General features: G+C 65.9%; 22 protein-coding genes and 1 tRNA gene. 7 read left to right on the top strand and 16 right to left on the bottom strand.

Annotated elements, in window-relative coordinates:
- The first annotated feature begins 1 nt into the window (after position 1).
- From C477_RS22335 to citE, 3 genes are all read left to right on the top strand, one after another.
- The gene (locus C477_RS22335) at positions 2-1,279 is read left to right on the top strand and encodes a methylaspartate ammonia-lyase (protein WP_008896851.1); all 1,278 of its coding nucleotides are present in this window, start codon (positions 2-4) and stop codon (positions 1,277-1,279) included.
- Complete coding sequence (gene mch, locus C477_RS22330; RefSeq protein WP_008896850.1) at positions 1,272-2,384, top strand: 2-methylfumaryl-CoA hydratase; 1,113 nt, start codon at positions 1,272-1,274, stop codon at positions 2,382-2,384. The genes C477_RS22335 and mch overlap by 8 nt, the downstream gene beginning before the upstream one ends.
- Before the next feature lie 97 nt (positions 2,385-2,481).
- Entirely contained in the window at positions 2,482-3,525 is a 1,044-nt protein-coding gene (citE, locus tag C477_RS22325; protein ID WP_008896849.1) for an L-malyl-CoA/beta-methylmalyl-CoA lyase, read from the top strand.
- Between the two features lie 24 nt (positions 3,526-3,549).
- On the opposite strand, the gene C477_RS22320 is transcribed toward citE, so the two are convergent.
- From C477_RS22320 to C477_RS22280, 9 genes are all read right to left on the bottom strand, one after another.
- Positions 3,550-4,404: a universal stress protein gene (locus C477_RS22320; RefSeq protein WP_008896848.1), complete on the bottom strand. Its 855-nt coding sequence runs from the start codon at positions 4,402-4,404 to the stop codon at positions 3,550-3,552.
- A 48-nt stretch (positions 4,405-4,452) separates the two neighbouring features.
- Positions 4,453-5,784 (bottom strand): hemolysin family protein, encoded by a 1,332-nt coding sequence (locus C477_RS22315; protein ID WP_008896847.1) that lies wholly within the window; start codon positions 5,782-5,784, stop codon positions 4,453-4,455.
- 249 nt (positions 5,785-6,033) lie between these two features.
- The gene (locus C477_RS22310; protein ID WP_008896846.1) at positions 6,034-6,684 is read right to left on the bottom strand and encodes a hypothetical protein; all 651 of its coding nucleotides are present in this window, start codon (positions 6,682-6,684) and stop codon (positions 6,034-6,036) included.
- Entirely contained in the window at positions 6,681-7,307 is a 627-nt protein-coding gene (locus C477_RS22305) for a hypothetical protein (RefSeq protein WP_008896845.1), read from the bottom strand. The genes C477_RS22310 and C477_RS22305 overlap by 4 nt, the downstream gene beginning before the upstream one ends.
- 122 nt (positions 7,308-7,429) lie before the next feature.
- Positions 7,430-8,518 (bottom strand): AI-2E family transporter, encoded by a 1,089-nt coding sequence (locus C477_RS22300; protein WP_008896844.1) that lies wholly within the window; start codon positions 8,516-8,518, stop codon positions 7,430-7,432.
- A 102-nt stretch (positions 8,519-8,620) separates the two neighbouring features.
- Positions 8,621-9,439 carry a hypothetical protein gene (locus C477_RS22295; protein ID WP_008896843.1) on the bottom strand — a complete coding sequence of 273 codons (819 nt, stop codon included), beginning with the start codon at positions 9,437-9,439 and terminating at the stop codon, positions 8,621-8,623.
- Positions 9,440-9,775: 336 nt separating this feature from the next.
- Positions 9,776-10,339, bottom strand: a complete 564-nt coding sequence (locus tag C477_RS23745) for an urease accessory protein UreE (RefSeq protein WP_152423378.1) — start codon at positions 10,337-10,339, stop codon at positions 9,776-9,778.
- Between the two features lie 152 nt (positions 10,340-10,491).
- A tRNA-Ser gene (locus tag C477_RS22285) sits at positions 10,492-10,575 on the bottom strand.
- Between the two features lie 40 nt (positions 10,576-10,615).
- Positions 10,616-11,395, bottom strand: a complete 780-nt coding sequence (locus tag C477_RS22280) for a hypothetical protein (RefSeq protein WP_008896841.1) — start codon at positions 11,393-11,395, stop codon at positions 10,616-10,618.
- A 110-nt stretch (positions 11,396-11,505) separates the two neighbouring features.
- Here C477_RS22280 and C477_RS22275 point away from each other — a divergent pair, with 110 nt between their 5' ends.
- A complete protein-coding gene (locus tag C477_RS22275) occupies positions 11,506-11,742 on the top strand; it encodes a hypothetical protein (RefSeq protein ID WP_008896840.1) in 237 nt (78 codons plus the stop codon).
- 12 nt (positions 11,743-11,754) lie between these two features.
- Here C477_RS22275 and C477_RS22270 read toward each other — a convergent pair whose 3' ends face one another.
- The 6 genes from C477_RS22270 to C477_RS22245 form a co-directional block, all read right to left on the bottom strand.
- On the bottom strand, positions 11,755-12,378 hold the full coding sequence (locus C477_RS22270; RefSeq protein WP_008896839.1) for a uracil-DNA glycosylase: 624 nt from the start codon (positions 12,376-12,378) through the stop codon (positions 11,755-11,757).
- Positions 12,379-12,586: 208 nt separating this feature from the next.
- Entirely contained in the window at positions 12,587-13,594 is a 1,008-nt protein-coding gene (locus tag C477_RS22265) for a helix-hairpin-helix domain-containing protein (protein ID WP_008896838.1), read from the bottom strand.
- Between the two features lie 331 nt (positions 13,595-13,925).
- Positions 13,926-14,189 carry a hypothetical protein gene (locus tag C477_RS22260; protein WP_008896837.1) on the bottom strand — a complete coding sequence of 88 codons (264 nt, stop codon included), beginning with the start codon at positions 14,187-14,189 and terminating at the stop codon, positions 13,926-13,928.
- The gene (locus C477_RS22255) at positions 14,186-15,262 is read right to left on the bottom strand and encodes an Mrp/NBP35 family ATP-binding protein (RefSeq protein WP_008896836.1); all 1,077 of its coding nucleotides are present in this window, start codon (positions 15,260-15,262) and stop codon (positions 14,186-14,188) included. Before C477_RS22255 ends, C477_RS22260 begins: the two co-directional genes overlap by 4 nt.
- A 203-nt stretch (positions 15,263-15,465) precedes the next feature.
- Positions 15,466-15,786 carry a quaternary ammonium compound efflux SMR transporter SugE gene (gene sugE / locus C477_RS22250; RefSeq protein ID WP_008896835.1) on the bottom strand — a complete coding sequence of 107 codons (321 nt, stop codon included), beginning with the start codon at positions 15,784-15,786 and terminating at the stop codon, positions 15,466-15,468.
- 106 nt (positions 15,787-15,892) lie between these two features.
- Positions 15,893-16,216 carry a hypothetical protein gene (locus C477_RS22245; protein WP_008896834.1) on the bottom strand — a complete coding sequence of 108 codons (324 nt, stop codon included), beginning with the start codon at positions 16,214-16,216 and terminating at the stop codon, positions 15,893-15,895.
- Between the two features lie 325 nt (positions 16,217-16,541).
- Between C477_RS22245 and C477_RS22240 the strand changes: the two genes are divergently transcribed.
- On the top strand, positions 16,542-16,868 hold the full coding sequence (locus C477_RS22240; RefSeq protein WP_008896833.1) for a DUF5783 family protein: 327 nt from the start codon (positions 16,542-16,544) through the stop codon (positions 16,866-16,868).
- Between the two features lie 60 nt (positions 16,869-16,928).
- Positions 16,929-17,780, top strand: a complete 852-nt coding sequence (locus C477_RS22235; protein WP_008896832.1) for a translation initiation factor eIF-2B — start codon at positions 16,929-16,931, stop codon at positions 17,778-17,780.
- Positions 17,781-17,816: 36 nt separating this feature from the next.
- Here C477_RS22235 and C477_RS22230 read toward each other — a convergent pair whose 3' ends face one another.
- Positions 17,817-18,539 carry a ThuA domain-containing protein gene (locus tag C477_RS22230; RefSeq protein WP_008896831.1) on the bottom strand — a complete coding sequence of 241 codons (723 nt, stop codon included), beginning with the start codon at positions 18,537-18,539 and terminating at the stop codon, positions 17,817-17,819.
- Positions 18,540-18,818: 279 nt separating this feature from the next.
- Here C477_RS22230 and C477_RS22225 point away from each other — a divergent pair, with 279 nt between their 5' ends.
- On the top strand, positions 18,819-19,943 hold the full coding sequence (locus tag C477_RS22225) for a Gfo/Idh/MocA family protein (RefSeq protein WP_008896830.1): 1,125 nt from the start codon (positions 18,819-18,821) through the stop codon (positions 19,941-19,943).
- Positions 19,944-19,961 lie beyond the last annotated feature (18 nt).

The following is a 19,961-nucleotide window of genomic DNA, read 5'->3' as shown; positions in this document are numbered from 1 at the left end:
CATGGAACTCACAGGCATTCACGCGACGCCCGGCTATTCCGGGTTCTTCTTCGACGACCAGCGCGCGATCAAGCAGGGCGCACAGCAGGACGGGTTCACCTACGAGGGCGAGCCCGTCACCGACGGCTTCGACGAGATTCGTCAGGCCGGCGAGACGCTCATCGTCGATATCGAACTCGCCGACGGAACCGTGGTGCGGGGCGACTGCGCCGCGGTCCAGTACTCCGGCGCCGGCGGGCGCGACCCGCTCTTTCAAGCCGAGGAGTACGCCCCCGTCATCGAGGGCCCCGTCGCCGACGAACTCGAGGGACGGGACGCGACCGACTTCCTCGAGAACGCGGAGGCTCTCGAGGTGATGCAGATAGACGGCGATCGGCTCCACACGGCGATCCGCTACGGCGTCTCGCAGGCCCTGCTGTCCGCGGCCGCCGAAGCGCAGCACACAACGCGCACTGACGTGCTGGCCGACGCCTTGGGCACCGAGCCCGCGACGGAGCCGGTGCCCGTCTTCGGGCAGTCCGGCGACGACCGCTACAACAACACCGAGAAGATGTTCGTCAAGGGCGTTCCCGTGCTCCCGCACGCGCTCATCAACAGCGTCGAGAAGATCGGCGAGAACGGCGAGACGCTCCTCGAGTACGTCGAGTGGCTCACCGAGCGATCCCAGGAACTCGGACCGGACGGCTACGAACCCCGATTCCATATCGACGTGTACGGCATGATCGGGGAGGTCTTCGAGGCGCCCTACGACCGCGACGAGGTCGTCGACTACTTCGCCGACCTCGAGGACGCCGCTGCACCGTACCCGATCCAGATCGAGGGGCCGATGGACGTCGGGAATCGCGCGGACCAGATCGACGCGATGGTCGAACTCCGACAGGGGCTGAACGACGCCGGCGTCGGCGTCGACATCGTCGCCGACGAGTGGTGTAACACCTTCGAGGACGTGCGGGCGTTCGTCGACGCCGAAGCGGCCGACCTCGTGCAGGTCAAGACCCCCGACCTCGGCGGCATCCACCGCAGCGGGCAGGCGGTCCGCTACTGCGAGGGGACCGAAACCCGCGCCTATCTGGGCGGGACCTGTAACGAGACGGAGACGTCCGCGCGGGCCTGCGCCCACGTCGCGCTCGCGACGAACGCCGCGCAGGTGCTGGCAAAGCCCGGGATGGGCTTCGACGAGGGCTACATGATCGTCGAGAACGAGATGCGACGGACGATCGCCCGCCGCGAGCGGGAACAACGGCAAACCGGCACTGACGAGGTGGCTGCAGATGACTGACTGGACCGATCCCGACACGTTCGCACGGGCGCTCGAGCGAGCCGACACGAAGGAGAAGGGCAACTGCTTCGAGGACTTCGAAGAGGGGGACGTGATCGAGCACGATCCCGGCCTCACCCTCACGCAGTTCGGTAACGAACAGTGGATGGGCCAGACGCTCAACCACGACCCCGCCTACTGGCGATCCGATGCCGCCGAAGCGCGCGGCTTCGAGGAGCCGCCGATCCACCCGGACTACCTCACCGCCGCGACGCTGGGCATCACCGTCGAGGATCTCAGCGAGAAGGGCGGCTACTTCCTCGGGCGCACCGACGTCCGGTTCCCCGGGACGCCCGTCTACGCGGGCACCGAACTCCACGTCGAGAGCGAGGTCGTCAACCGCGCGACCTCGAGTTCCCGGCCGGAGTACGGCATCGTCTCCTGGCGCACCCGCGGGAAGGACGCCGAGACCGGCGAGGTGCTCTGCTCCTACGAGCGGACGAACATGATCCCGCGGCGCGAGCCCGTCGCGACGGACGGGAGCGGCGCGGCAGCCGCCGAGGAGAGCGACGACGACGGACCCGACCTCCCCGAGACGTTCGTCACGCCCGAGGGCGGCTACTTCGAGGACTTCGCGGAAGCGCTCGAGCGAGCCGACGAGGAGAACGCGGCCGTCGCCTACCGCCACGAGCGCGGCCGAACGCAGGACGACGTCACCGTCGCCTCGCTGCCGCTAGCGACGCTCAACACGGCCAAACAACACCACAACGTCGACGTGATGAGCGACTCGCCGTCGGGCGACATCGTCACCTACGGCGACGTGACTCGCTCGACCGCGCTGGGTCACGCCCGCTCGGACGAGGAGACCTGGCGCGAGGTCGGCTTCGACGACGAGTCCTTCCACACGTTCGTCGCGGTCGGTGACACCGTCTACGCGTTCACGCGCGTGCTCGAGGCCGAAGACAGCGTCGAGGAATCCTCGACTGGCTCTCGGACGTCGTCCGAGAATACCGCCTCGAGCGACGAGGCGGGCACCGTCCGGTTCGAACACATCGCGTTCAACCAGGACGACGAACCCGTCTACTCCGGCACGCGAACCGCGGAGATCCGGAAGCGCTCCGGCTGATCCGATCGAGCAGGAGGACCGTGGCTGACGATCGATCCCGACCGCTACCAACCGATACCGACCGCCAACGACCGCAGATCCACCCAGACCCAGACACATGACCGACGACATCCGACTCTGTCGAACCTTCCAGACCGCACCGGCCGCCGTTCCGAAAGACGACTCGGCGAAGTATCTCGTCTCCGCGCTCACCGCGGAGGGCTTTCAGGCGCCCGACTGGCTCGTCCCCGACATGGAGGACGGCACAGCGCCGAACATGAAAGCGGAGGGTCTCGAGAACACCATCGAGAAAGTCCCGGAACACGACTTCCCCGGCGAGATCTGGCCCCGCGTCGAGTGGAGCTACGAGGACGAGGAGTACCGCGAGAAGGGCCGCGACCAGATCGACCGGCTCGTGGGCGAGATCGGCGACGAGATCGACGGCGTCGTCGTCCCCAAGGTGGGCCGACTCGAGGACGTCCGGCGCGCCGCCGAGGCCGTCGCGGAGGCCGAGGCCGAACACGGCTACGACGACGGCTCGATCGGCCTCTCGATCATCGTCGAGACCGGCCGCGCCCGCTCGGACTTACGCGAGATCACGATGTTCGGCGAGGACTCTCGGCTCACCGGGCTCGTCTTCGGCCCCGTCGACTACACCGCCGAACTCGGCGGCCGCGACCTCGGCGACGGCCGGCCGCGCTGGGACGGCCTGCTCGAGGCGATGTCCAACGAGGCCAGCGCCGCCGGCCTCGTCTCGATCGGCGGTCCCTTCGACGACCTGTTCAAGGAACGCGCCGGGCTGACCTACTACAACGCCGACGAGTACGCGGATCAGGTCGAACACGAGGCTCGCCTCGGTCTCGACGGCTCCTGGTCGCTGTATCCGAAGCAGACGATCCAAGCCAACACCATCCACATGCCCAGTCACGACGAGCTCGAGCGCGACGTGAGCAAGATCGAGCGGTTCAACGAGGCCAAGCGCGAGGGCACCGGCGCGGTCACGCTCGACGGCCAGATGGTCGACGAAGCCACGTTCAAGAACTTCAAGAACACCGTCGAACAGGTCCGCGCGATCGACGAGATGCGTCCGGGCCAGACCGAGGAGTACTACGACGACGACCTGCTCGAGCGCGCTCGCGACCTCGAACTCTCCTACGGCTGATCGGGCAGCCACGCCGGCGGTGCGTTACGAATCGTCGGCTTCGGTAGTGGTCAGGACCGGGACCGACGCGGTTCGCAACACCCGTTCGGTGATGCTGCCGAGCAGGAGCTGGTCGAGACCGTTTCGGCCGTGGGTTCCCATCACGACGAGATCGACCCCCTCGTCGTCGGCGTACGAGACGATCTCTCGGGGCACCGACCCGGATCGGACCTCGGTCACGACGTCGTCGACGCCGGCGTCTCGGGCCGTCGTCTCGGCCTCCGCGAGTAGTTCGCGGGCGCGGTCGGTACGATCGTCGGCCCCGCCGAGGATCGACTCGTCGACCACCGTCAAGAGGTGGACGGTCGCGCCGTGGCGGGCCGCGACGGCCGCGGCCCGGCGTAGTGCCGCCGCCGCGTGGTCGCTGCCGTCGGTCGGAACGAGGACCGACTCGTACGGATAGGTCGTCGTCGTCTCGTCGGCGTCGCGGACCGTCACCACTGGAACCGGCGACGCGTTGACGACGCGCTCAGCGACGCTGCCGAGCACGTACCGCTCGAGGCCGTCGCGACCGTGGGTTCCCATCACCACGAGGTCCACGTCGTAGTGGTCGACGTAGTCGACGATCGTGTCGTGTGGAACCCCCTGAACGACGTCCGTGGTGACGGAGCGGCCGTGAGCCTCGGCCCGATCTTTGGCGTCCGCGACGACGTCGTCACCTTCCTGTTCGAGGACGTCGACAACGTTCGTGCCGACGCGGGTTTGACTGGGTTCGCTCGTGTCCGCGATGTACAAACAGATCAGGTCCGCGTCCCTGTCGTCGGCGATCTCGAGCGCGTGATCGAGTGCCGCCGATGCAGCGTTGCTCCCATCGACGGGAACGAGAATGCGGTCGAACATGCGGTGGAGTACGGACCGGACCCGCTTACCTCTAGGCCTGTCGGTGACTTATTCGGCCGATTCCTCCGCTTGTGGCTCCTCGCGAACCACGACTGTGGCGACGCGAGCGCCCTCGACGTCGGCGACTTCGAAGGCGTAGCCGTCGACCTCGACGTGGTCGCCGACGTCGGGTGCCCGACCCAGTCGGTCCAGCACGAGCCCGCCGATCGTGCCGAACTCGTCGGACTCGAAGTCGGCGTCGAGTCGCTCGTTGACGTCCGAGACGGTGACGGCGCCGTCGACGACGTAGGCGCCGTCGTCCCGGCGATCGATCGAGGGCTCGTCCGCGTCGAACCCGTCGCGGAGGTCGCCGACGATCTCCTCGACAAGGTCCTCGACGGTGACGATCCCCTCGAAGACGCCCCACTCGTCGATCACCGCGGCCATCTGGGCCCGATCGCCCTGGAACTGCTCTAGGAGGTCGGTGACGCGCGTCGTCTCCGGGACGACCGGCATCTCGCGGGTGACCTCGCCGACGGTCACGTCCGCGAGGTCGCCTGCGGACTCGCCCGCTCGCAGCACGTCCTTGGCGTCGACGAAGCCGATCACCTGATCGTCCGCGTCGGGATCGAGCACGGGATAGCGGGTGTGTCCCTCCTCGAGGATCAGCGTGCGAAGCGCCGAGAGTGAGAGATCCTCGGTGATCGTCACGGCGTCGGGCCGGGGTACCATCACCTCCTGAACGGTCGTGTCGTCGAGTTCGAACACCTGTTCGATCATCTCGACCTCCTCCGCGTCGATCTGGCCCTCGCTCCCGGACCTGCTCAGGACGGTCAGGATCTCCTCCTCGGAGAGCGTCTCGTCGGTCTCTGAGGCCGGCGGAATCCCGATCAGTCGAGTGAAGGCGTTGGCCGTCCCGTTGAAGACGATGATCCCAGGGATGAAGATCGTGTAGAAGAACTTCATCAGCGGCGAGACCAGCAGGGCGACGCGTTCGGCCTGGGCGATGGAGATCGTCTTCGGCGCGAGTTCGCCGAAGACGACGTGCAGGAACGTGATGAAGCTGAATCCGATGGCGAAGGCGACCAAGTGAAGCAGGCTCTCGGGGAGCACGGGTGCGAGCACCGGCTCGAGAAGGGCCGCGACGGCCGGTTCGCCCAGCCACCCCAGCCCCAGCGAGGCGAGGGTGATTCCCAGCTGGGTGGTCGCGAGGTAGTCGTCCAAGTTGTCGACGGCCTCCTGCAGGATCCCCGACCCGGTCTTTCCCTCCGCGACCGCCTGCTCGACGGCCGACGAGCGAACGCGGACATAAGCGAACTCCGAGGCGACGAAGAAGCCGTTCAGTCCGACCAGCACGAACGCCCCGAACAGCCGCGCGAGGTCGGCGACGAGGTCTACCATCGCCGTTCCCTCCGTGACTGCGGCTCGGCTCCGGTGGCTCCCGTTCGGTGACTCCGTCCGTCGCCTGGCTCGATACGTGAAGCTAGCGTCGACGGCGAGGCAGGGTCCGGTCGCGGAGCCGTCCCGTGTTCGACCGACCGGCCGAGGACCGGCTTCCGTCTGACGGCGTCGTTCATACGCAGACCTCGTGACGCGGGACACATAGTTGCCGTGGTGACAGGTGCAACGATGGCGGGGCCGGAACCGCGTTCAGGAGGCATCGCCGGTGCTGTCCATCCCGTCCGTGAATATTCTGGCGACACCGTCGAAGTAGCCGGTCCCCCAGAGGGCGACGAGGACGGCCCCGACGGCGTTGAACAGGAGGTCGAACGCGATGTCGGTCGTTCCGTACTGGGCGAGGACCGGTTCACCGCCGATCAGGGCAGCGAGCCCGCCGGTGGCGAACTCGAGAATCTCCCAGATGACGCCGAACGCGAGCACGAAGACGGCGATAAAGACGAACCGGAACTCGGCGGGGAACTCCACGGCGGTTCCCGAGCGGTCGAGCGCGTCGACGACGGCGTACCCCACGCCGGCGACGAGCGTCGCCGAGACGGTGTGGGTGAGCTGGTCGAACCAGCCGAACCACGTGTACAGCCCGATCGCGCCGACGGCATGGAGGAACGCGGCGGTGGCGATCCAGAGGGCGAGGCCACCGCCCATCTCGTGGTCGAACTCGCGGCGCACGAGCGCCGGTGTGAGGGTGAGCGCGAGCGGAACACCGCTGTTGGCGAACAGGCTCGGATTCGCCGTGAAGACGGCGTATCCCGAAAGCGCGACGAGCGCGGCCTGTAGCAGCCGGACGGCCTGCCAACAGCGACGTTCGGAGAGCCCGAGGACGGTCTCGCTGTCGGTCGTCACGACGCATCACCTGCGGGTTCGCGGTCGCGACCGTCTCCCCACTCGCGGCCGTTTCCCCGTCGAACGCCGCCCGCGGCGTCGTGGCGGAAGAAGTAGCCCACGAAGACCGCGCCGGCGAGCCCGCCGAAGGCGGTCGCGTAGACGAGGTCCCACATCACCTCGGTCGTCTCCGTGAGATGGGCCGTCCCGAGTAGCGCGTCGGACATCCACTGGAGGATAACCCAGCAGCCGGCGACGGCCATCGTCGCGAGGACGACGAACACGACGGCGAACCGCGCCCTCATCTCGATCGGCGTGTACGCGTCGAGTTCCACGGTGACAAGCAACGCGATGGTGGCGACCGTGAGAAAGCCCGCGATCGGCAGGCTCCCGACCAGCCGCAGTCCCAGCGGCGCGGCCGCGATGGCCAACAACTCCCAGGGGAGCATCACGAGCGCGTCCCAGCGGAGCACCGTCGGGACGAGCGCGAGCGCGACGACCGCCGTCGCGAGTCCGGTCCAGACGAACGCGCCCGATCGAGCGGTGACGACGGCGGTGAGAGCGATCGCCCCGACGAGCGGCCACGCGAGCGCGGCGTTGACCCGCTCGTTCTCGACGATCGTCTCGAGAACGGTCACGGTCATACGCCTCCTACGGCTCACACGCTCCTAAATCGGCTGCCTGATATGTCGATCCGGTTCGGTCCGGTCTCGAGGCAGGCCGCTCGATTTCGGGACCGACTCCCCCTCGGCGGCGGTGCCGACCGTCAGTCGGCGAGGGCGGCGCTCGCGAGGTCGGGAAAGATCCGGTGGGCGAAGTGGACCGCCGCTACCACGACGATCGGGCCGAGGAAGAGCCCGTACCAGCCGAACGCCAGCGTTCCGAGGAAGTAGCCCAGCAGGACCAGCCCCATGTGGACGCCGCTGCGCGCGGAGAGCAGCGACCGGGCGAAGAAGTCCGGGACGGTGTCGACGATCGTAAACGAGAGGACGAAGAAGGCGATCGGCTGCCAGAACGGCACCGACGTTGCGATCGCGAGGCCGACCAGATAGAGGCCGTACGGCACGTAGACGATCTTCATCCCGACCGCGGGGATCAGCGTCCCGATTCCGATCAGGACGGCCAGCAACACCGGCGTGCCGACGACGGCACCCGACGCGACGAGGTTCAGAACGAGGTAAGTGACGGCGGCCATGGCCCCCGCGACCCCGACGACCGCGAGGTTGCTGAGGAAGATCGTCTCGAGGTCGTCGTCGACTGCCTCGAGGTACGAGACGACCTGATCGTCGTGGTCGACGCTGTCCGCGAACCAGCGGCCGAGCTTCCAGTCGTCCCGCAGGAGATAAAAGAGGAACGTGAGCATGAGGAACACCCGAACGAGGACCCCGACGACGAAGCCCGCGACAGCGGACAGTTGACCGAGGACGCTCGGAAGGCCCTGCCGGAGCGCCGAGGCGATCGACCGGCCCGTGTCCGACGCGGCCATCTCCCGGAGCCGTCCGACGTTCCCCTTGCGAGCCAGCGAGAGGTACGGCTCGAGAGCCGATCGATACGTCTCGAGATCGCTCGCGGCGAGGAACCGGTCGAGTTCCTGCAGGGCCGCGAATCCCGCGTAGCCGACGACGGCGACCATGGGGACGACGACGGCCAGAATCGTAATCGTCGCCGTGGCGGTCGGGTGCTCGAGACGGCGATCGAGCAGTCGGTAGAGCGGTCGGGTGGCGTAGTAGAGGAAGATCGCGAAGAGGAACGTCCCGAAGTAGGCTCGGAGGGCGACGGCGATCGCGAGGGCGATGAGCAGGCCGAGACCGATCCAGACGACACGACGACTGCCCCACTCGCGGAACGCGCACATAGTGGGTTTCTCACCGGTCCGAGGCAAAAACGACAGGTGTGCGACTGCACGCCGTTCCGTCTCCGAACGATCGCTCCCGCGGGCTCGCCGGTAGTTCGACCGCTACGCGGCGAGCAACAGCAGGGTGTAACCCGCGGCGCCGACGGCGAAGGCCCAGAACCGACTCCGGCGTTCCGAGGGGAGTTCCTCCTTGATGACGTTGAGGATAATCCCGCCGGAGAGGAACGCGAACAGGAGCGCGACGGCGAACTCCCCGATGGGGGTTACGTAGCCGACGGCGAGCCCGAACAGCACGGCCGCCGCGAGCAGCCACCGACCGTAGCGGTGGTAGATTCCCCCGTGGTGCTCGCGGAGGCCGAAGTCGTTCACGAGGAAGTGCAGCGCCATCGCGACGAAAAACAGCGCCAGGCTCTCGACGCCCGGCTCCTCGCGGTGGACGAGCAGATAGCCGATGAGCGCGTTGTAGGCGGCGAACGAGCCCGCGTGGAGCCAGAAGACGCCGTCGGGCTCCGGTTCCGAGCCGTCAGCGACGGCCCTCGAGTCGTCGGCATCGACGGCGGCGCTACCCCTCCCTCCCCCTTCGCTCTCGGCGTCGGCTCTCACCATGGCGAACCGCTCGAGGCCGTAGAAGGCGGCGAACCCGACGAGCGTGACGAGATAGACGTGGTGATCCACGGTGGCGAGGACGGTGTTGCTCTCGTCGATCGCCTCGGCGGCTGCCCCGACGTCGGGGAGGATATGAACAAAGACGTACGCGACCGAGACGCCACCCGCTATCGACAGCCACCGGCTGCGCGGGATCGCCTCGAGATGACGCAGTCGGCCGGCGAAGACGTGGACCAGTGCGAGGGCGACCGCGAACACCGCGGCGAGGGCGTTGACGAGACCGGGATCGGTTACGGCGCTCGAGGCAGAGAGCATATCGGTTGTTCGGTCGGTATCGTCTTTGATTCGGTGCAAGCGAACTCCGTGACTCGCGATGTGGGAATCGCCACTTGCGGCAAAATCCGGTGGGATAGGATTCGAACCACGCCGAGACGATCGCGCTCTCCGTTCGGGCGCTGCGACTTCTCTAATTCGAATCCCAACGTGTCGCTTTCGTGCTCACAGACGTCTCACTACGCTCGTCGTCGTTGTTAAAACGGTGGGGATGGGATTTGAACCACGGTCGGAGCGAAGCTCCTCCCTGATTCAAATCCCAACGTTTCGTATAAGACACGGGTCTCCTCTGCGTTAGATCACTGTTGGATTTCGTCACTATTCCGCTCCACTCACCCACTCTAATCCTGATGGTTCATAGTCGTCTTCGTACCACTCCAACTTCCCATGGATTTCCTCCAAATAGTGCTGACTATGATCTCTGATCTCGAACTTAAATACAGGCAGTAAATTCTGATCGTATCTCTCTTTGATGTCTTCTCCTGATAAAAAGGCGGTTACATCAAATCGAATGGTTTCCTCAGGTGGAACATCTATCCAGTCCTCATACTCTTCGGGAGATGTCTCGATTGTCCAATAGTCGATGTCACTCTCCGGTACATAATCTTCCACAGAACCATCGTTAACAATCATAATCTCATCTAAAAATACTCTTTCAATGATCCCATTACGTTCGCCATTATTGATAGCTATTAAACCAAGAGTATATTTTAACCCACCATCTTGTAGATGTTTAAAATTATTTCTCTGATGTACGTATTCTATGTCTATGTCGCTTGCTTTAGTTTCCAAGCGTGATTTGTAGATATTATATGACACAAGGATGACTGTGAGTACTGGGATTGATGCTAATAAATCTGATAGAGCAAATGATTCAATCATTCAGATGGTATGTATCTCGACTTCTGTTTGATAGTTTCTATTTCATTGACGACGATCACCAACTAATCACCATGGACTTGTTCTCTGTTATAAAAAATATATGATCGCTGTAAAACCAGATATGTGAAGTAATCACCAAAATCGCAAGGAAGCGGTGGGGATGGGATTTGAACCCATGAGGCTATACAGCCACCTGCTCTCAAGGCAGGCGCGTTGGGCCGCTTCGCTACCCCACCTCACGCTCACCTTCTCCGTACGTTCAAAAAGTACTGTCGGTTACGATCGCTCGAGCGAACCGTCGTCCCCGACCGCGAGTCCCAGTTCGTCGACGACGGCAGCCGTCGCCTCGCTGCCTGGCTGGTCCGCGAGGCGTCGCGCCTCAAGCAGCGCGAGCGTCGAGCGAAGTCCCGCGGGCGTGTCGACGGTCGGGAGCATGGGGGCGAATCCGACCCCGAAACCCGCGTCCGTGGCTCGAGTTGCCAGCGTGGTTACCTCCGGCGTCGCGTACGCGTCGGCGAAGTCGATCGCCTCCCGGAAGCCGGCGAGGTAGGTTCGTCCCTCGGCGGACGGCCCGAGGACGACCTCGTGGCGCCGGACAGACATCGCCACGCCGTCGATCTCAGTTCGCCGAACCAGCGGGGCCGTCGACTCGAGGACGCCGACGCTGTCGGCGCCCTCGCGCTCGAGAAGGTGCGTGACGGTGTTGCCGATCCGCGCATCGCGACTCGAGCCGACCTGGGGTTCGAATCGGACGCCCGCGTCGCGGTCGCCGTCGCCGGCGATGGCGTCCTCCCCGAGCGCGTCGATGACGAGCGCGCGGACCTCGGCTTCGGGATCGGAGTCGGAGTCGGCGTTGGCGAACTCGTCGGGCAACGTCTCCGCGTCGCGGTAGTTGACCAGTAGGTCGCCGCCGCTCTCGGCGACGGCCCAGCAGACGTCGGCGACGGCGGCCTCGTAGAGCGCGACGGCGTCGGCGGCCGACAGCGGCGTTTCGTCGACGAGCGACGACAGGACGAGACCCTCTCGAGGCGGATCGACCGGAACGACGACGATCATACACGGTTCTCCGCGGACGCGACTCTTGAACGCGGCGCTTTCGCCAGCGCGACCCCGCCGCTTGCGCCGCCGGCGGACGAATTATGGTGGTGGACCGACAGCACTCGGCTATGGAAGAGCAAACGCTCCCGCGGTCGATTCCCGGATCGGTCGGTCTGCTCGGCGTCCTGACGGTCGTCCTGCTGGCGGCGCTCGGCGTCTGGAGCTTCGCCGACAGCACCCTGCTCGGCTCCGGCGACTACCTCGCGCCGCTTCTTGGCGTGCTCGCGGTCGTCGTCGTCGCGGTCGGCGCGCTGGCCGCCCTCGGTGCGCGATCCCGCGAGTGGCTCGCCAACCCGTACTGGTGATGAGTCGATCGCTTACCGCTCGCGTCGCCCCTTCGTCTGGCGGTAGTCCGAGGCCATCAGATCGACGAACTCCTCGAGCCACGCCTGCGTCTGCGCGTCGGACTGTTCGCGGGGATCGACCATCGGAACGAGTTCGAACCCGCGACCGCGGATCCGTACGGCGTGGTCGTCCGGCAGCGCGAGGTCGTCGGCCGGTGTCGTCGTGTATTCCACGCCGAGCTCCCGCAGCGGTCGCTCGCCGACGGGGACGAGGATCTCGGGGTTGATCATCCGAATCTCGGCGTTGAGGTAGGGATCGCAGTTGCCGATTTCCTCGTCCGTCGGCCGTCGATCGGGATCGCGACAGCGCGTGAGGTTCGTCAGGTAGACGTTCTCGAGGACCGGCTCGTCGGCCGGTGACGTCGAATCGCAGAGCCCGAGCCGCTCGAGCATTCGCCGGAGGGTCGTCGCCGACTCGGTTCCCTCGGCGGCCGCCCCGTCAGCCGCCTCCGCGGCGAACGGGACGCCGATCGCGTCCGCGCTCGCGGTCGGTCGCTCGCCGACGAACAGAAAGTCCGCGTCGACGTCGCCGTAGCCGTGGACGACCTGCGTGCGCGTCTCACAGAGCGCCGGACAGTTCCGACACTCCTCGTCCATGCCGAACGGGTTCGCCCGAGACTGTTGATTCGCGTCCACACTCGAGTCTCGAGGGAGGCGCCCAAAAGTGACGCGGCTGCCGCCGCTCGCTGCCGCCGAAGCGCGCTTCGGTTCCCGCCGACTCGAGACGGAGAGTCACTGGGAACGTACCGACGAAAAAACGATCCCTGTCACGGCGGCGATCCTGGCTCGTTCGGCTGCGGCCCGATTACGCCTGCGATTGGGCGGCCTGAATCCAGTCCGAAGCGCGGTCCTCGGAGATCTCCGCGGCGCTAGCGACGGCGTGGGCCTGCGTGCTCGCGAGGTCGGCGATCGTCTCGATGCCCGCGTCTGCCAGCCGCTCGGCGTAGGTCTGCCCGACGCCCTCGAGGGCCTGCAGGTTCTGCTCGGTCGCGTCGGCTCCTTCCTCGGTCGCGGTTTCGATCGCGTTCGTGGTCTCGACGACGGTGCTCTCGGTCGCTTCGGCGGCCTCGCCGACCAGGTCCTGCGCGCCGCGCTGGCTCGTCCGGGCGACCGACTCGGTCGACTCCTGGGCCGTCTGTGCGACCGCTTCGGTGGACTGTTGGACGGTATCAGCGACGTCTTCGGTCTGCTGTTGGACCGTTTCGGCGGCCTCCTCGGCACGGCGGATGCCCTCGACGGTCTGCTGTTCGGTCTCCTGTTGGGCCTCGAGCATCGACTGCGTCGAGTCGGCGAGCACCTGCTGTTGTTGGGCGGTCAGTTCGTCGACGGCCTCGAGAAAGCCGTCCTCGAGCTCCTCCCAGGCCTCGTCCTGGGTGCGCTCGAACTCGTCGAAGCCGTCGTTGACGGCCGAGCGAACGTTGAACTCGTCGCCGTTCATCACGGAGTCGAGGGCGTCGAACTGCGCGTGAAGCATCCGCTGGACCAGTTCGGCGTGTTGCTCGACCCCTTCGTTAAACGCCTGCTTGGTCTGTGCCGTACTCTCTTCGAATCCCTCGTCGACGGTCGACCGGACGTCGTAGGCGTCCTCGTCGATGGCGTCCTCGAGGGCCTCGAGCTGGGCGTCGAGGAACCGGCGGGCGAGTTCGGTGCCCTGGCGCTGGGCGCTTCGCTGGGCCGCCATCCCGTTGCGAAGCATCGTCTCCATCGCGTTCTCCTGGAACTCGAGCCCCTGCTCGAACAGCTGCTGGCTCTGTTTGATCGACTGGCGCTGCAGCTCGAACGTGGCTTCGATGGGCGTGGTTGCGTCGGTCATGGTGTCGAGGGCGCAGTGACGGGTAATTGCCGTCCCTGGTACCTACCCGCGAGAACGACGGCGACTCGTATAAGAACTGTCCCTAAATGGTTTTAGGAACCATTTGATACCACAGAATGCCGTAGATCTTCATCACGGTATCAGCGGGCGGTTTCTCGATCTCCTGTCATCGTAGTCATAGCTATCGCGAGCGGCCTCACTCGTGGTTGCTCACTCGAGCGCGTCGGCGAGAAACGGGAGGTCGAAACGAACGGCTGACGAAAAACGAGGGGACGAAATGAACAGCCGGCGAAGACGGTCGAAAAACCGGTCCGCGAAGCGGCGTCGCGGTTCAGCGATCGAGGCCGCCGCGTTCGGTGACCTCGAGGATGAACTTCACGTTGCGAACGATCTCCTCGGGCGTAGTTTCCTCGTCGGGATCGTAGAGGTCGCTAGTCCGGTAGAGGATGTTGGCGAGTTGCTTGCTCTCGCTGGTTTCCCCGCGGACGTCGTCGGCGACGTCGCGGAGCGCCGCCACACGTTCGGGATCGGGCTCGAACTCGGGTGCGTCCGCATCCGTTCCGTCGCTCGAGTCGGGGTCGACGTCCGGCGTCATCGATCGGCCGAGGCCGCCTCGTTCCGCCTGCTCGTGGAGACGCCGCGCCGGTGGACGATCCCAGTGTTGTTCGCGACGTTCTCGGTGATCGTCCGGAAGGCGTCGCCGGTGGCGCTCTCGTCTTCGAGGACGGTCGGCTTCCCGCCGTCGCCGCCCTCGCGGACGGCCGGGTCGAGCGGGATCGAGCCCAGGAACGGCATCTCGTGTTCGTCGGCGAACTCCCGGCCGCCGCCGGAACCGAAGATGTCGTGCTCGCCGCCGCAGTCGGGACAGGAGAACGTCGACATGTTCTCGGCGATGCCGAGCACGACGGTGTCGTGTTTGGCGAACATCTCGAGGCCCTTCCGAGCGTCGTCTAGGGCGACGTCCTGGGGCGTCGTGACGATGACTGCACCCGTGACAGGCATGGTCTGGAGCATCGTCAGCTGGGTGTCACCGGTCCCCGGCGGGAGGTCGATGACGAGGTAGTCGAGGTGGCCCCACTCGACGTCCTCGGTGAGCTGGGTGATGACCTTGTGGACCATCGGGCCGCGCCAGATGACGGGGTCGTCCTCGCCGGTGAGGAAGGCCATGCTCATCAGCTTCACGCCGTACTTCTCGGGGGGCACGAGCGTCTCGTCCTCGGTGGCCATCGGCGGCTCGTCGGCGTCGACCATCCGCGGCACGTTCGGGCCGTAGACGTCGGCGTCGAACAGGCCCACGTTGGCGCCCAGCCGCGAGAGGCCGGCCGCGAGGTTGACGGCGACCGTCGACTTGCCGACGCCACCCTTCCCGGAGGCGACGGCGATGACGTTCTTGACGCCCGGCAGCACCTGATCCTCGTTGGCGACGTCGTCCCGGTCGGGAACGCTCGCTGAGAGGTCTGGCTCGAGGCCCTCCTCGAGGAGCAGTTCCCGTACCTCGCCGGCGATATCGGTCTCGGTGGGTGAGTACGGCGCCCCCAGCGCGAGATCGATATCGACCTGCTCGCCGTCGACGGTGATGTCGTTGACGAGTCCGAGCGAAACGATGTCGTCGCCGAGTTCCGGATCTTCGACCGTCCGGAGGCGGTCGCGAACGGCGGCTTCGTCCATGTAACTAGCTACTTCCGGGCGTCGAAAAGGGTTGTGTTCCCACCTTTTTCCTGCGGGCGCTCGCTCACTTCGTTCGCTCGAGCCCTTGCAAAAAGCTGGTCCAAAAAGACCGCACCAGCAAATTGGCCGCGCGAACGCTGTCTGTGACCGATGCGCACCGTCTACGCGTTGAAGTCGCACCGCGGACCGCCGCCGGTCGGTCGTCAGTGGCCGCCGGTGAGGTGCAGCCCGACGATCCCGACGACGATCACGCTGAGGAAGCCGACTCGAGCCGCAGACACGGGTTCGTCGAAGAGGACGATCCCGAGCGACGCGGTCCCGACGGCGCCGATCCCCGTCCAGACCGCGTAGGCCGTTCCTACCGGGAGGTCTCTGACCGCCAGGGCCAACAGCCCCATGCTGATGACGAGGGAGACGACGGTGGCGAGCGTCGGGAGCGGCCGCGAGAGCCCGTCGGAGTACCCGAGCCCGATCGCCCAGCCGACTTCGAACAGTCCCGCGAGCACCAGGAGATACCACGACATACTCGACTCGAGGATCGGAACTGCGGGTAGAGGACCCTGTCGGTCTCGAGGCGACGACTCGCGCGAACCGATCTGCGGACCGATCACCGGATCGACTGCAAATTCGTCAGGCGTTGAAATCGAACCGCGGCCCGCCGTATGTCGGCGGGTCCGGCTCGAGTTCGACCCCCTGCTCGTAGCGGACGAAGTTCAGATAGAACGGTCGCCCGCAGCCCTCGACCGGCTCGCCCTCGAGGTCGGTGACGGGGCCGTCCTCACCGCAGAGAAACTCGATGCCGTCGGCCGATTCACGGTCCGGATCGTCCGGGTCGGCGTACTCCCACCCCGGCTGCGGGACCGTCGTAACTGACCGATCCGCCAGATCCGGCGGCCGCTCGAGGCTCACGACGGCGTTGCAGTGGGGACAGGTGTAGCGGACGGTGACGGTCATCGACGGTTCTAGGGGGCTCGAGGACGTAAGTCTGCGGTCGAGACTCCGATGTGAGGCGTGCGGTGGCGCGCGCTGTCGATCGGTCCGAGCGACAGCGAGGAGCGATCAACGATCTCGTGCGAGGGACGAGGACCGCAACGAACGGGGAGGGACGACCCGTGAGTGAGGACCGCAGTCGGCTGGGGAGGGCGTGGCAATTCCCCGTCGCCACGATAGCAGGGATGATCCGAGTGATTTGTGATACCTCGAGTCGCCGAACGTCGCTCGAGATGAGTCTCCAAAGCGGTCCCGAACCGTTTACCCGCCTGCTGGCCCACAACCGACCATGACCGAGTTCGATCCCGAGAAGTTCGAGGACAAGTACGTCCACTACTTCGAGGAGCTCCAGGAGGCCTACTCCAACGCCTACAACCAGCTGCACGGCCGCTACGACTCCGAGATCCTCAAAGCGATCGATCGGAACGTTCTGAGCGAGAGCGAGCCGTTCTACGAGGGAGACGGCGAGTTCCGCGTCGAGTTGCCCGACGAGCACGTCGAGGAGGTGCGAAGCGCCGTCGGCGAACCCGAGCGATTCGACACCGTCCTCGAGGAACTCGTCACGAGAATCGAAGCGGAGTTACGGCGCATCTTCGGCTTCGAACCCGCAGACTGACCAGCCGCGGCCACTACCGACACCCGAACACCTTTCTCCCTGACGGGAATTCGTGCAGGTATGATCGACGAGACGGTCGAGCAGATCCAGGAGATGCAGACCCACAGCTCCTCGGTGGTAGCCGTCCGCGCGACGCGGGCCCTAGAGGAGTTGCTCGAACGGGAGTTCGCTACCGTCGAGGAGTACACGCGCGCCCTCGAGCGCAACGGCTCGGTGCTCCGACGAGCGAACCACTCTCACGCCTCGCTGCAGAACGCGGTCCGGGAAGTCGTCGACGACGTCTCCGACGCCGATCACGACAGCGTCGAGGAGGCAAAGCAGTACACCCGGGACAAGATCGACGCGGTCGTCTCCCGCGTCGAGTCCGGGAAGGAACTCGCGGCCGAGAACGCCGCCGAGTTCCTCGAGGACGGCGCGACGCTGCTGACCCACGATTACTCCTCGACGGTTTTGGAGGCCCTCGAGCAAGCGACCGACGCGGGCAAGAGCTTCGAGGTCTACGTCACCGAGGCCCGGCCCCGCTTCATCGGCCGCAAGACGGCGCGAGCGCTCGCGGACCTCGACGGCGTCGAGACGACGCTGATCACCGACAGCGCCCACGGCGTCTACCTCGAGGAGTGTGACCGAGTCGTCGTCGGCATGGACTGCATCGTCGAGGACACGCTGTATAACCGCGTCGGCACGTTTCCGCTCGCGTCGACGGCCGCGCGATTGGACGTCCCCGTCACCGTCCTGGGCTCGGCGTCGAAGATCGTCAGCGAGGGGTTCGTCTTCGAAAACGAGTTCCGGCCGGGCAGCGAGGTGATGCCGGAACCCGCGGAGGGCTTCGCCGTCGAAAACCCCAATTACGACGCGACGCCGATCGAACTGCTCGAGAGCATCGTCACCGACGAGGGACGACAGACGTTCTAACCCAGTGGCGCCCGCTTGGGCGGAATTCGTCCGAATTCAATCGCGTTCGCCGAACGTCCGCGGCGCCCCCTCCCTCGGCGTCGCCCAGTCGACGGCGTTGCGGAGCACGCGCCGAACGTCGTCGTCCTCGTAGATCGGATACTCTTCGTGACCCGGCCGGAAGTAGAAGATTCGGCCGCTGCCCCGCCGGTAGCAACAGCCGCTGCGGAACACCTCACCGCCCTCGAACCAGCTGGTGAACACCAGCCGGTCGGGCTCGGGCACGTCGAACGGCTCGCCGTACATCTCCGTTCTGGGGAGTTCGATCGATTCGTCGAGCCCGTCGGCGATCGGGTGGCCGGGGTCGACGACCCAGAGCCGTTCGGTCCTCCCGTCCTCGCGGTACTGCAGGCTACAGGTCGTGCCCATGAGCCGCTTGAAGACCTTCGAGTAGTGCCCCGAGTGGAGGACGATCAGGCCCATCCCCTCGAGCACCCGCTGCTGGACGCGGTCGACGACGGCTTCGGAGACCTCGTCGTGGGCCTCGTGGCCCCACCACAGCAACACGTCGGTCTCCTCGAGGACGTCCGGCGGAAGGCCGTGTTCGGGGTCGTCCAGCGTCGCGGTACGGATCTCGTGATCGGGCCCGTCGTCCCGATCAGCGCCGCCGGCGTCCAGCGCGTCGGCGATCGTCGCGTGGATGCCGTCCGGATAGACGGCCGCGACGTCGTCGTCCTCGCGTTCGTGGCGGTACTCGTTCCAGATCGTAACGTCGGCCATCGGACGGCCATCGTCACGAACGCCCTTAGCTGAAGTGATACTGGCCCGTGACGGGTCGGTTTAACGATACGATTATTCGGACCTGTTTCCCGGTGTCAGACAGCGATCGTATAATCATTCCTGAACAACAGAACAATTGCACAGATTAATCGGTCACAACCCTTATTTCGATCGCCGACTGCTTCTCTCTATGGACTGGGACCGCACGCAAATGCCATCGAAATCGCCCGTTTCCGCTACCATCTCCTCCTGGACGCTTCATCAATCGGAGGTTTCGCGATGATCGGCGACGGTATCGGCGTCGGAATCGTCGGTCTGGGCGGGATGGGGCACCTGCACGCGCGTAGCATCTCCGATCTTGGTGCCGAGGTCGTCGCCGGCACCGACCTCGTCGAGGCCCAACGCCAGCGCTTCGCCGACGAGTTCGGCGCGCGGACCTACGAGACCCACGAAGAGATGGTCGCCGCGGACGACGTCGACGCCGTCATCGTGACGACGCCTAACCGGTTTCACGAACCGATCGCCGTCGACGCCCTCGAGGCCGGCTGTCACGTGCTCGTCGAGAAGCCGCTGGCCCACACGATAGAGAGCGCCGAGCGAGTCGCACGCACCGCCGCGAGCGCGGACGGCATCTGCATGGTCGGCTTCCACAACCGTCACGCCGCGTCGATGGCGATGTTCGACGAACAACACGCCCGCGGTCGCTTCGGCGACCTCACCCACGTCGAGGCCAACTACGTCCGACGGCGAGGCGTCCCCGGCCCCGGCTCGTGGTTTACGGACCCGGAACTCGCCGGCGGCGGCGCCCTACTCGACATCGGCGTCCACGCGCTCGACCTCGCCCTCTACGCGCTCGACTTCCCGGAGATCACCGAAGTGTCGGGGGTCACCCGGACGACCTTTGGCACCGACGCGGAGTACGCCGACCCCGACGGCTTCGGCGACAACTGGGACGCCGAAGCGGAGACCTACGAGGTCGACGACTCCGTCAGCGCCTTCATCCGCACCGCCGAGGGCCAGACGATCTCGCTCGAGGCCGCCTGGGCGACCAACCGCGAGGAGAGCATGGACTTCCGCGTGCGCGGCACCGAGGCCGGCGCGCAGTTCGACATCGGCGACACCACTCTCAATATCCTCGAGGCGGGCACCGCAGGCGGCGACCACTACGCCGACGTGAGGATGACCGGCGACGAGTCGGTGACCGGCTACGCGGAACAGGACGAACAGTTCCTCGCGGCGATCGCCGCGGGTGCGACGCCCGAGACGAACACCGTCGAGGAGGCCCTGACCGTCCAGCGGGTCATCGACGCGATCTACCGCTCGAGCGAGACGGGACGCGCGACCGAGCTCGCCGAACCGCAGGTCTCGGAGTTCCAGCTCGAGCAGGCGACCCGGCTCAAGTAACTGCGTAACGTCCGTCTC

Source organism: Haloterrigena salina JCM 13891 (assembly GCF_000337495.1).
Classification (GTDB): domain Archaea; phylum Halobacteriota; class Halobacteria; order Halobacteriales; family Natrialbaceae; genus Haloterrigena; species Haloterrigena salina.
Note: the sequence above shows the minus strand (reverse complement) of the source record. Positions and strands in the feature narration are given on the sequence as shown.